At 38.8% G+C, this 12355-nt stretch carries 12 protein-coding genes; 3 read left to right on the top strand and 9 right to left on the bottom strand.

All coding sequences use genetic code 11. From position 1 onward, the window contains the following. Positions 1–476: 476 nt before the first annotated feature. Genes BBROOKSOX_RS06420 through BBROOKSOX_RS06395 form a run of 6 tightly spaced genes read right to left on the bottom strand, consistent with a single transcriptional unit; the run spans position 477 to position 6505 of the window. On the bottom strand, positions 477–2240 hold the full coding sequence (locus tag BBROOKSOX_RS06420) for a M61 family metallopeptidase (protein ID WP_139660400.1): 1764 nt from the start codon (positions 2238–2240) through the stop codon (positions 477–479). Next, complete coding sequence (locus BBROOKSOX_RS06415; protein WP_257607791.1) at positions 2237–3595, bottom strand: TolC family protein; 1359 nt, start codon at positions 3593–3595, stop codon at positions 2237–2239. The genes BBROOKSOX_RS06420 and BBROOKSOX_RS06415 overlap by 4 nt, the downstream gene beginning before the upstream one ends. A gap of 14 nt (positions 3596–3609) precedes the next feature. Continuing rightward, complete coding sequence (locus tag BBROOKSOX_RS06410) at positions 3610–4131, bottom strand: shikimate kinase (RefSeq protein WP_139660398.1); 522 nt, start codon at positions 4129–4131, stop codon at positions 3610–3612. Positions 4132–4155: 24 nt separating this feature from the next. After that, positions 4156–4344: a zinc-finger domain-containing protein gene (locus tag BBROOKSOX_RS06405; protein ID WP_139660397.1), complete on the bottom strand. Its 189-nt coding sequence runs from the start codon at positions 4342–4344 to the stop codon at positions 4156–4158. Position 4345: 1 nt separating this feature from the next. Beyond that, positions 4346–5275 (bottom strand): branched-chain amino acid transaminase, encoded by a 930-nt coding sequence (locus BBROOKSOX_RS06400; RefSeq protein ID WP_139660396.1) that lies wholly within the window; start codon positions 5273–5275, stop codon positions 4346–4348. A 6-nt stretch (positions 5276–5281) separates the two neighbouring features. Beyond that, positions 5282–6505, bottom strand: coding sequence for an aspartate kinase (locus tag BBROOKSOX_RS06395; protein ID WP_139660395.1), 1224 nt, complete (start codon positions 6503–6505; stop codon positions 5282–5284). A gap of 119 nt (positions 6506–6624) precedes the next feature. Between BBROOKSOX_RS06395 and BBROOKSOX_RS06390 the strand changes: the two genes are divergently transcribed. Genes BBROOKSOX_RS06390 through rsgA form a run of 3 tightly spaced genes read left to right on the top strand, consistent with a single transcriptional unit; the run spans position 6625 to position 9129 of the window. Continuing rightward, on the top strand, positions 6625–7875 hold the full coding sequence (locus BBROOKSOX_RS06390) for a M48 family metallopeptidase (RefSeq protein ID WP_139660394.1): 1251 nt from the start codon (positions 6625–6627) through the stop codon (positions 7873–7875). Continuing rightward, positions 7872–8165 (top strand): hypothetical protein, encoded by a 294-nt coding sequence (locus BBROOKSOX_RS06385; RefSeq protein ID WP_257607790.1) that lies wholly within the window; start codon positions 7872–7874, stop codon positions 8163–8165. Before BBROOKSOX_RS06390 ends, BBROOKSOX_RS06385 begins: the two co-directional genes overlap by 4 nt. Positions 8166–8169: 4 nt before the next feature. After that, positions 8170–9129 (top strand): ribosome small subunit-dependent GTPase A, encoded by a 960-nt coding sequence (gene rsgA, locus BBROOKSOX_RS06380; RefSeq protein ID WP_139660393.1) that lies wholly within the window; start codon positions 8170–8172, stop codon positions 9127–9129. Between the two features lie 22 nt (positions 9130–9151). On the opposite strand, the gene BBROOKSOX_RS06375 is transcribed toward rsgA, so the two are convergent. The 3 genes from BBROOKSOX_RS06375 to BBROOKSOX_RS06365 form a co-directional block, all read right to left on the bottom strand. Then, the gene (locus BBROOKSOX_RS06375) at positions 9152–10480 is read right to left on the bottom strand and encodes an MBL fold metallo-hydrolase (protein WP_180323888.1); all 1329 of its coding nucleotides are present in this window, start codon (positions 10478–10480) and stop codon (positions 9152–9154) included. Between the two features lie 55 nt (positions 10481–10535). Next, positions 10536–11153, bottom strand: a complete 618-nt coding sequence (locus BBROOKSOX_RS06370; RefSeq protein WP_257607789.1) for a class I SAM-dependent methyltransferase — start codon at positions 11151–11153, stop codon at positions 10536–10538. Positions 11154–11219: 66 nt separating this feature from the next. Then, positions 11220–11708: an FKBP-type peptidyl-prolyl cis-trans isomerase gene (locus tag BBROOKSOX_RS06365; protein ID WP_139660391.1), complete on the bottom strand. Its 489-nt coding sequence runs from the start codon at positions 11706–11708 to the stop codon at positions 11220–11222. Positions 11709–12355: the final 647 nt, after the last annotated feature.

The raw sequence follows: 12355 nt of genomic DNA, 5'->3' as shown, positions 1-12355 counted from the left end.
CTTGTTCTTGGGTGTTTTTCTATCTTGGCTAGTTGTTTAAAATCGTGTTTATAAAAATCATCAGGTAGTTGAATTCTTTTTGGCATTGTTTTGTTGGTGAAAAAAATGATTATTATACACTATTTATAGTATTGTTGTTTTTTGAATTTGGTATAACATGGTGAAACCTGACACAGAGAAAATGCCTGTGTTTTGCTGAAGGCAGGGTTTGAATGGGGTGCATTTTTTTGGTTTTGATTGTGGGTTTGGGGTTTGGATGGTTCTATTTTTGGATTTGGGATACAAGTTTTGTTGAGTATCTCTAAAAACTCTGGTGAAGTTTTTTGAAGTCTAAATACAACGCACGGTATTTGAATACCAAGTTAACCCACACTGTATAAGACCTTTATGATGCCTGCTATGAAAATTGCTGCATTAATGAATGATATTGTCACCTAACAACCACACTCGGTATACCCAACATAGGCTTATCATTTCTAATTGCAATAAATCCATTGCTTCTGTTGGTTTAAAATTGCCTGATTCACTCTAGTGTCAAGTGTTAAAGTACAATGTGTTTTATTGCCAAAAGCGATTGTTAATTGTATGTCACTTGATAGTTCATCTCTCAGGATGTTGATTTTAATACTATCACCTTCGCTACAAGCCCCGAGTATCTTCTCCAAATCTTTGGCGAGTACTTTGTTGTTGTTAATACTGATAATTTTATCACCCACATACAATCCTGCTGTTTGTGCACAAGAGGCATCAAGAATACAAGTAATAACGGCGTATTCTTGTGTTGTATTAATGCCGATACCCAACTTTGATAAATCGTCTTTTTTATGGCTAAATTCACAACTGACACCTACATACTCAAAAGCTTCTTTGAGTGGTAACTCATCCACGCCATATAGATACGCATCAAAAAACTGAGTAAAGTCGCTTTGCGTTAGATGTTTGATAACTGTTTGCACGGTATCATCTTCTAATCCAGTCGCTTGGTAATTGTCCCAAATCAAGCGCAATACATCGTCTAACGAGTGTTTATCATCAGTACGCTTGCGTATTTCAATATCAAGCACAAATGCTAATAACGCACCTTTGGTGTAATAACTCACAATGGCATTTGGTGCATTCTCATCTTGTTGATAAAATTTCGTCCACGCATCAAAACTTGATTGCGCTACTGACTGTTTAAAGCGTCCACGCCCTTTGTGCATTCTACTGATGGTTGGCACCAATAGCGTGAGATATTGCTCGATAGAAAGTATCCCTGTGCGTAGTAGTGACAATTCATCATAGTAGGAGGTAAAGCCTTCAAATATCCACAATTGCTCAGTATAGTTCTCACAACTCATATCCAACTCATGGAAACTGGCAGGCTTGATGGTTTTTATCCACCAAGCGTGGAAATACTCGTGTGAGCACAGCGCTAAAAAGCGTGTGTATTCAGGTGTAATCTCTTGTTGTTCTAATGCTGGCAGCTCTTTTCTAGCACAAATTAAACTGCTGGATTTTTTGTGCTCTAAGCCGCCATAATCTTTACTGGTTGCTAAAGTTAAGAATAAATAGCTATCAAACGGAATACTGCCACCAAAAAAACCAATATGATGCTTACAAATACGCATCAAATCAGCTCTTAATCTATCAATATCCGTTGAATGCTCGCCAGTAATGGTCATGGTGTGCGGGATATTGCCCGCATTAAACTCAAAACGCGTGAAATCTGCCATCTCAACAGGATGGTCAATTAAATCTAGGTAGTTGTTGGCTGTATAAATTTCGGCATCTTTTTGCTTATTTTTCAGAGTTAAACTCGTGGCACAAGCCCAATCACCTAGCACTTCATCTGTTGGGTAGTTGATTTGCACTTCGCAAATGTTGTTCTCAAAACCAACCGGCTGCAAAAACACACTACTGCCATTAAAAAACGCACGCTGATTAGTCAAATAGGCGCAGCGCACTGACAAATCAAACGCATAAATTTCGTATTCCAAAGTAAGGCTATCGGCACAGGGGCAAGCAATCCAGTGATTCTTATCTAGTTTTTTAATCGCAACAGGTTTATCACAACTGTGTGCGTGAATACTCACAATATGCTTGGCAAAATCACGAATTAAATAACTACCAGGAATCCAGTTTGGCAATGAAAACACTTGTCCCAATGGATTAGGATTATCCAGCGTTAAGCACACTTGGAATACATGTGCATTCGTATCTTTAGGGGTTATTTGATATCTAAGAGGGGCTTGATTCATTCTACTAATTGGTCGATGCTGGCTTTAAATGCAAGTATGGCTTTTTGATAATTTTTGGCAACTTGGGCATAGCTTAACTTGACGACTTGCTCATTATTTTGTGCGTTAATAACAAAACTCGCCTCGCCATTACCATTACTATAGCGCTGTTTTTCTTCAACAGTGCGTGCACTGGCTATTTTGATTTGCACTTGATTAGAGTGCATCATTTTCTCTAAAAATTGGATTTTCTCCTTGAGTGTCTTTGCCTGTGTATAAATATCTAACAATTGTTCACGCTTAGATTGCACTAAGATTTCCAGCTCCATGTTGGTTTTTTTAATGTTACTATCCGCCTTAATACCGCCTATTGGATAAGACAAACCTAGCCCCACCTTCCAAGTGGTACTTTGATTACTCAATGATTTTGAATAATTAGTATTCTCACCTGCGCTACTAATACCAAGCTTTAAATCCAATTTTGCCTTAGAGGTATTTTTAAAACTAAGTAATTGGCGTTTTAGTATTTTTTGTGACAAATTATTGATTTTTAATACTCTAGAATTCTTTGATAAATAGGCTTTTAGTGCTATTTCACTAGGATGATAAATTTTATACAAATCTGTGCTAGCCACCACTTGCTCAAAATCTAAATCTAGCGCAACGGCAATTTCATGACGCAAAAGCGTCAAATCCTGCTGTGCTTGCAGCAGTTTTTGATTGGCTGTTTGATAGGCGTCTTGTTGTGATAAAACATCCACCTTTTCAACCACTGAAGCGCTATATTTGCTCTTTACCAAGGCTAATTCTTTTTTGCTTAATGCCAATCGCTGCTCATTTATTGAGTATTGCTCTTGCGCATAGACCAAATCAATAAAAAGTTTTAACTTGCTTAAGATGAATACTTCTTCTGCTTCTAGTCGTTGCAAAGTATTTTGATTGATGGCAATTTGTGCCACATCACCACTCAAACGCTCATTAATACCGTCTTTATTACGCAACAGTGGATAAGTATAATCCAGTGAAAACCCATTGTTGGTTGTATTGGTGCTTTTGCTTTTATTTCTCCAAGTGTGTTTAAAGGTAATATTACTGCCCGTATTGGCATGTTTTCTAGTTGCAGAAAGTCCAATTGAAGCTGTGTCTAAATTAGCGGTAGCCGTTGATAGGTCGTTGCTATTTTTATGCGCACTTTGATACGCACTCTCAACAGCAACCACCCAATCTTCATTGGCTTTAGTGGCGCGCTTTTCGATCAGTTTAATCTTACTGGATAATGCTTGTTGATTGAAAAAAGGATGGGTGGCTCGCAAACGCTCAACAAAGGTTTGTTCAGTTAATGCTTGAGCATTGAGCGGACTTAATAAGGCGCTCATTATTAGGATTTTCTTCACTTGTTCACCGCTTTTTTAATCTCATTAATAATAGCATATAGTTTTTTGCCTGTGGTATCAACCACCATATCTGCTACCTGCTGATAAAATCCTTCTCTGGCTTGTAGTAAATCACGCAGTGTTTTTTCTCTGTCGTTTGATTGCTCTAGTAAAGGTCTTGCCTTGGATTTGGCAGTGCGTTTAACCAATTGCTCAACACTGGATGATAAATACACCACAAAACATTCTTTTTTAAGTAAAGCGCGATTGACTTCTTTGATAACGATGCCGCCACCTGTAGCAATCACGATATTAGGAATTTTGCACAAATCCTCAAGCATTTGTATTTCACGCTGACGAAACCCGCTTTCACCTTCTACATCAAAAATATAGTCAATTGCGACGCCAGTACGCGCCACGATTTCAAAATCTGTGTCAAAAAAATCGCGTTTCAACACACAGGCAAGTCGACGACCAACCGATGTCTTACCAGATCCCATTGGACCGACTAAAACGATATTTTTGGTTGACTTAGCCATAAATAAGACTTAAAGCAAGAGGGGTTAGGTCAACTCGTATTTTGAGCCGCAATACGGACAAACAGCATGACCTTGCTCATTAAACTGTAAATATACCTTGGGGTGCATATTCCACTTGTGAGCATCCTTAGGTGGACAATGGGCGGGTAAGTTGTCTTTCTTTACCACGGTATAACTTACATTTTTTTGTTGGAAATCATCAACCTTTAACATCTTAACAGCCTCCCTTACTAATCCATTGTTTGTATTTGTCATGACGACCATATACACAGTCAAAATACAAAGCTTGTAATTGCTCAGTAATTGGCCCGCGTGTACCTGCACCAATTGTGCGATTATCCAGCTCACGAATAGGGGTTACCTCTGCTGCTGTACCGGTAAAAAACGCCTCATCAGCACAATATACTTCATCACGAGTGATGCGTTTTTCAATGACTTTATAGCCTAAATCCCTGGCTAAAGTAACAATGGTATCACGGGTAATGCCGGCCAACGCTGAGGTTAAATCAGGGGTGTAAATGATACCATCATGAATGATAAAGATATTCTCGCCACTGCCTTCTGCAACAAAACCATCAACATCTAATAATAAGGCTTCATCGTAGCCATCTGTTAATGCTTCTTGTAGTGCTAACATTGAGTTAATGTAGTTGCCATTAGCCTTGGCCTTGGTCATGGTGATATTGACATGATGACGCGTAAAACTTGAGGTGCGAATACGCAAGCCATTCTTCATATTGTCTTCACCCAAATACGAGCCCCACTCCCACGCAGCAATAATGGTATGAACCTTTAAGCCATCAGCACGCAAGCCCATGCCTTCTGAGCCGTAAAAACACATTGGACGGAGATAGGCGCTGTCCAAATGATTCTTAGTTACTGCTTCTCTTTGTGCTTGGTTAATCTCATCTTTAGAATAACCAATGTCCATATTCATGATTTTGGCAGAATTAAACAATCTGTTGGTATGTTCTTCAAGTCGAAAGATGGCTGTGCCATTCTCAGTTTGATAGGCGCGCACCCCTTCAAAGACACCCATGCCGTAGTGGAGCGTATGGGTCAACACATGGACTTTGGCCTCACGCCAATCAACCCACTCGCCATCAAACCAAATCAAACCATCTCTATCATCAAATCCAGTCATTTTTCTCTATTCCTTATCGAGTTCAAATGCACGGTGCAATGAACGAACTGCCAACTCTAAATATTTTTCATCAATCACCACTGATATTTTAATCTCACTTGTGGAAATCATTTGAATATTCACATTCTCTTGATGCAATACCTCAAACATCTGTGCGGCAATACCTGCATGTGAGCGCATACCAATACCCACCAAAGATACTTTGACCACTGCACTATCACTCTGCACTGCTTTCGCTTTTAAGTCATGACAAATATCCTTTAAAATCTTTTGCGCCTTATTAAAGTCATTTCTATGCACAGTAAAAGCAAAATTTGTCAAGCCTTCACGCGCTGAAACACTTTGCACAATCATATCCACTTCAATATTTGCCTCACTAATGGGCTTTAGAATCTTATATGCAATACCCGGCTCATCTGGCACACCGATTAAACTGAGTTTTGCCTCATCTTTATTGTGTGCAATCCCTGATATAACTGCTTGTTCCATAATGTTTTCCTCACTGGTAATTAATGTGCCTGTTGGATTATCAATCAGTGATGATAACACCCGTAAAGGCACTTTGTATTTCGATGCAAACTCAACACTGCGAATCTGCAAAACCTTTGAGCCAAGCGATGCCATCTCTAGCATCTCTTCATAACTCACTGACTTCATTTTTCTGGCATTGGGCTCGATGCGAGGATCAGTCGTATACACCCCATCAACATCGGTGTAAATCTGACATTCGTCAGCTTTTAGTGCCGCTGCCAAAGCAACCGCTGTGGTGTCTGAGCCACCACGCCCTAATGTCGTGATATTGCCCTGCTCATCTACCCCTTGAAAACCTGCAACCACCACAACTTTACCTGTATCAAGATTGGCATAAATACGCTGGGTATCAATTGACTTAATGCGCGCCTTGCCATGCTCAGAGTCTGTGGTGATTTTAACTTGTGAGCCCGTATAAGAGATGGCATCACAGCCAAGCTGTTGCAACGCCATAGCAAGCAAGGATATGCTCACCTGCTCACCTGTGGTCAATAACACATCCATCTCTCTTAAAGACGGTGTGTCTTGGGTTGCTTGTGCGAGTGCCGTCATACGGTTGGTTTCACCACTCATTGCAGAGACACTAACAACCAGCTTATTGCCAGCATCAGCAAAGGCTTTGACTTTTTTAGCGACCGCTTGAATATGCTCTATTGAGCCAACCGAAGTACCGCCATATTTTTGAACAATTAATGCCACGAATAAGGATAAATTAAAATAATCTTTAAATTATACCGTTACTGTGACGCTTAAAAATGTCTTAGGCAAAGAAAAAATCAGTAAAATGAATCACTCACTGTTTTTTTATATTCACAATTATGCAATTTAACTTATTCACCTTAATATTTTTAATTACCACATTCGCTTATGTGGTTACGATGATGTGGCTCAACACACGACAAGCAAAGTCTATGCTTAATTCATTTGACAAAGTGCCTAACGAGTTCGCAGCAAAAATCACCTTAGAACAACATCAAAAAGCCGCTGATTACACCACAGCTAAATTAAAAGTTAACCACTTAGAGATACTGTTTTCAACAGGGGTGTTATTGGCTTGGACATTAGGCGGTGGTTTGGATTACTTAGATGGCATTTGGCGCTCTTTAACCAGTGACACGCTCTACATTGGTGTTGGCTTTATTATTAGCCTGATAGTGATTGGCACACTGATTGATTTGCCATTTAGTTTGTATCGCACTTTTGTTTTAGAAGCAAAATTTGGCTTCAATAAAACCACGGTAGGCACACTCGTTAGTGATATGATTAAGGGTTTTATGTTAGCTTTGGTTATTGGTGCACCGTTGTTATATAGCATCTTATATTTGATGAATGCCATGGGTGAATACTGGTGGTTGAGCGTTTGGTTATTACTCACCGGTTTTTCTTTATTAATGTTGTGGCTATACCCTACTTTTATTGCACCCCTGTTTAACAAATTCAAACCTTTAGCAAACCAAGAGCTTAAAGTTAAGATTGATAATCTACTAGAGCGCACAGGTTTCAAAAGTGATGGTATCTTTGTCATGGATGGCTCCAAGCGTTCATCACACGGTAATGCTTATTTTACTGGTATTGGTAAAAACAAACGCATTGTGTTTTTTGATACCTTGCTCAAAGGCATGGAAGACAAAGAAGTAGAGGCAATTTTGGCGCATGAATTGGGGCATTTCCATCATCAACATATTCGCAAACAAATTATTATTTCATTTTTGACTTCTTTAATCGGTTTGGCACTGTTGGGTTATCTCATCAAGCAGCCTTGGTTTTTCCATGGCTTAGGTATGAGTGAGGTGAGCAACTACGCCGCTTTAGTATTGTTTAGTTTGACGATACCCATGTTTAGTTTTGTTATCGAACCAATCAGCAATGCCTTTTCACGCAAACACGAATTTGAAGCTGATGCCTTCGCTGCAAAACATACCAATGCTGATGACTTGGTGTCAAGCCTAGTTAAGTTATATCGCGATAATGCATCAACTTTAACACCCGATAGGCTATACTCAGCATTTCATGATTCACACCCCAGTGCATCTATTCGTATTAACCACTTAAAAGAGACAACACAATGAAAAAACTATTACTAATAATCGCCCTATCATCTACCACAGCCTTTGCTTATAAGGATAAAGAATTACATGACAAGGGTAAAGAACTGCATGACAAATCTTGTATTACTTGTCATATGGTTGCACATGATGATGATTTTTACACGCGTAAGGATAGCAAAATAACGACCTTGCCAAAACTTACTGGACGAGTCAGCAAATGTGTACAAGCTTTTAGCCTTGACTGGTTTCCTGATGAAGAGAAATCTGTCGTCAAGTATCTTAATAAAAAATACTACCAATTTAAAAAATAACACTTTGTCTCTAACTCGTCGACAAAAATGGCGATTTGAAAAAATCCAAGCCGAGCGTATTGCCAGATCCAATAAAGCAGCGGACAACTCGCAAGATTTAGACAGCAATGCTAGTGCACAAACGGGACTGGTGATTACCCGCTATGGTCAACATCTATTGGTAGAAAGTAACTTAGGTAACCTAGTGCAATGCACTGCTAGACGCAATATTGATTTATCGGTTGCTGGTGATCAGGTTATTTTTCAAACCACTGATAATAATAAAGGCATTGTTACCGCCTTGCTTGATCGTGACAATAGTTTAAAGCGTTCAAACAAACTGATTGCTGCCAATATTGATGAACTGTGCTTGGTAGTCGCCATTGAGCCACATTATCAATTTGATTTGATTGATCGTTATTTAATCGTTGCAGAGAACCAAAATCTACCCATTCGACTTATCGTCAATAAAATCGAGTTAAGTAACAACATTAAACAAGTCAAAAGCGACTTTGCCATGTATGAAGCTATCGGCTATCCAGTGAGTTATTTAAGCGTAAGAACACAAATAGGCATTGCTGTGCTACAAGCCCAACTTAACAACAAAACACAACTTTTCTTAGGGCAATCAGGCGTGGGAAAATCTTCTTTAATTAATCAACTTATCCCTGAGTTAAACTTACGCGTCAATGAAATATCAACCAAAAGCAAACTCGGTAAACACACCACGACTAACACGACACTCTATCATATTCCCTCAGGTGGTGATTTGATTGATTCTCCAGGGGTGCGAGAGTTTCACTTAGACAATCTGAGTGATAAGGAAATCCTGAGCGGATTTAAAGAATTTAAAGCATTTGTCAATCAATGTAAATTTAGGAACTGTGCACATATCAACGAACCCAACTGCGCTGTCAAAAATGCACTAGAAGCAGGCAACATCCACCCCAAGCGCTATGCAAGTTATCTGACATTAATCACTTAAATTGAACAACGCAACAGCACAATTAATTAAATTCCATCTGTCTAAAAATACGCGCAGCATTCCGTTGATGCAATTCACGATAAGTACCCCAATCCCTGTAAGCAGACTGGTCAATATTATAAGCATCCACCAAATCACCATCATTCTCTAAGATTTTTTCAACTTCACCCAGCATATATGACAAATAATCTTTGGTAAATTTAGTCACTGTTGCCAAATCAGTCGGTGCACCATGCCCAGGGATAACAACCTCAGGTCTTAAGGCTTCAATCTTGTCCCAAGTCTTAATCCATGCTGCAATATCAGTGTGTGGGAATATGGGTAACATCCGCTCATTAAACGCCGTATCACCACTCATCAGTAATTTCTCTGCCGCTAGCCATAATTGAATATCATCTGGAGAATGTGATGCGCCAATATGCATTAACTCAATCTTAGTATTGCCCATTGTCAAATCAAACTGCTTATCAAACGCCACATCTGGACGAACAACAACGGTATCAATGAGTTTGTCTTTTTGTCGATTTAAAGCACGTAAGTAAATGGTTTTTCCTTTTTTTGCAATCTCTTTATCTGCTGCTTTATGTGCAATAATAATAGCGCCTTGCTGTTTCCAATAATTAGCACCCAAAATCGCATGACCCTGAGAATTTTCAAGCACGACATACTTCACACGCTGTTTGGTAACTTGCTTAATCTGCTCGTGCATTGCCTTGGCCACAAGATAGCTGCCACCCGCATTAAAGACCAATACGCCGTCAGTTGTTACAATAAATGATAAATTATTATTATGATTTGAATTCTCATAAGTACCTGGCTGTGTTGCGCCAACTGCTGTATAAACATTCTCAATCACTTCAATGGGCTTTCTGTATAAAATATTATTGGGTTCATAATCACTAACTTTAACTGGATTAAGTTCTTGTTTCCAAGTCAAAAAACCCTCTTTATAATTCTTCACATTCGTATAACCCAGCTCCATTAAGGTTCTAGCGGCCAATGGTGAACGAATATTACGACCGCAGTACACGACAATAGGCGTGTCTTTAGTCTTTGCATAATCAGCAATCTGCGTCTCTATCCAGCCACGAATAATATTGACATTCTGACCACGCTTGATCGTGCCCGTATGTTTGATCTCAAACGGTGCGCGCACATCAATCAACAACACGCTGGGGTCGTTATCTAGGATTTTTACTAATTCTTCGGTATTGATATTGACCAACGGCCGCTTAACAGGTTTGTCAATCGTTTTAACAATAGGTTTTTCAACAACAGGCGTAGCCCTTTTACTAAAACTTGAAAACCAATCACCGAAAGAAGCATTAGCATTGGTAAAAATAAAGATCATGGTAATTATTATAAAATAACGCATAGACTCCGCTTATTGGTCAGTTGATTTAAGATTATGACACAAATAACGCAACATTGTTAGCAAAAAACTTAATTTTTACGCCCCACTGCTGTGCCAAATAACGCATAGTCTTCTCAGAGAAAAAACAAATATGTGTTGGGTCGTTTTTATAATACCAAGTGGAGAAGTCCGTTTCTTTCGTTATCATCTGCGTCATAATTGCCAATACGCCGCCTTTTTTCAGCAGTCCAAACAAACGATTAAGTTCAAATCTGGGCTCACTTAGATGCTCTACCACCTCAGTTGCGGTAATAAAATCATACTGATTGCTAAAAACTTCTGGATTATCGGCATAGAATTTATCAAATAAATCCACTTGATACCCTTGTTTTTCAAACATTAGCGACAAAGTCGGCCCTGGTCCACAGCCAAAATCCAAACCTTTTGCGCCTTTTTTAAGGTGCACCATCACTGGGTTAAACACTTGAGATAAAAACACCTGATACGCACTATCATTAGGCTTATTTTGGTGCTTATCATAGCGAAGTTTTTCTTCTACATCACTCAAATGGTATTCATGTGCCACAAACACCAACTCACAGTGCGAACAACTTAAATAATGAGCATCTTGGTCTTGATAATAAGGCGCTATATTTTGAGATTGACACAATGGACAAAGCATAAAATAAGAAAACAATCAGTTTTATTAAATTAGAAACTTATAAAGTTGGTGTTTTTAATGTGAACAAGAGCCACCATGAGCATGAATATGTCCATGCTCTAGCTCTTCTTTAGTTGCATCCCTGACACTTTCAATACTAACGCTAAAACTCAGCGTCTGCCCTGCTAAAGGATGATTGGCATCAATGGTCACACTGTCTTTGTTGATTGCTGTTACACGAACAATAAGTGAATTACCCTGCTCATCTTGAGATTGTAATTCCATACCTACCACAAGATTATCAATACCTTGCAAAGCTTCTTTTGGAATTTCTTGAATGGCTTCAGAATGAAGATCACCATAAGCCTCTGCTGGCTCAACACTCACATCGCAAGACTCTCCAGCCTTCATGCCTTCTACTGCTTTTTCTAAGCCAGGAATGATATTACCATGACCTTGCAAAAATGGCATTGGCGCTTGGCCTTTTGATGAATCAAGCACATCACCTACATCATTTTTTAGTGTGTAGTGCATTTCAACGACTTTGTCTTTTTTTACTGTCATTTTTATCTTCTCCTTTGCATAAAAAAAGGGCTTCCTTTTTTGGAAACCCTTATAGTGTATGGTGGGGCGTGAGCGATTTGAACGCTCGACCAGCGGATTAAAAGTCCGAATGTACCCTTTGGCATTAATTTTAGTTAAAAAAGCACATATATCAATAAACTATAAACACTTCTCTTTGTATTATATTATAGTAGCATTTTTTAAAAATGCAAGTATTCTTATAAAATACCCCTTTTTTCAATAAAAAGGAAGAAGTATGAAATTGCAAAAATTAGTCACTTTACACATAAGAGAAAATACTTAGATTCACATCATAAGTGCAACAACCATTAAATACCACTCTGTTGTTTCAATATTTATTAAAGATACGGGTGTTCATCTTGTTTCATCCTTAGATCATGAAACAATTTTAAACTGAAGGGATAATATCTTGAGTCGATCAAGTGCGGGGAACTGGAATAATTATCGTAGGCATTTGCGTGCTTTACTACAAACTGCGATAGAATTTAAAGTTATCAAAGGAGACCTTTGCATAAATAGGGATGATTAGCAAAATCCAATTTTTGCCCAATTGGTGATTTCTTTAAACCTTGTCCTAGCAGGGCTAAGGCTGGGTTTAAAAAATCGCCAAGTGGGTGAAAAGTGGG

This window comes from bacterium endosymbiont of Bathymodiolus sp. 5 South (assembly GCF_900128535.1).
Classification (GTDB): domain Bacteria; phylum Pseudomonadota; class Gammaproteobacteria; order PS1; family Pseudothioglobaceae; genus Thiodubiliella.
The sequence above is the reverse complement of the archived record's forward strand: the minus strand, read 5'-3'. Positions and strand labels throughout refer to the sequence as shown.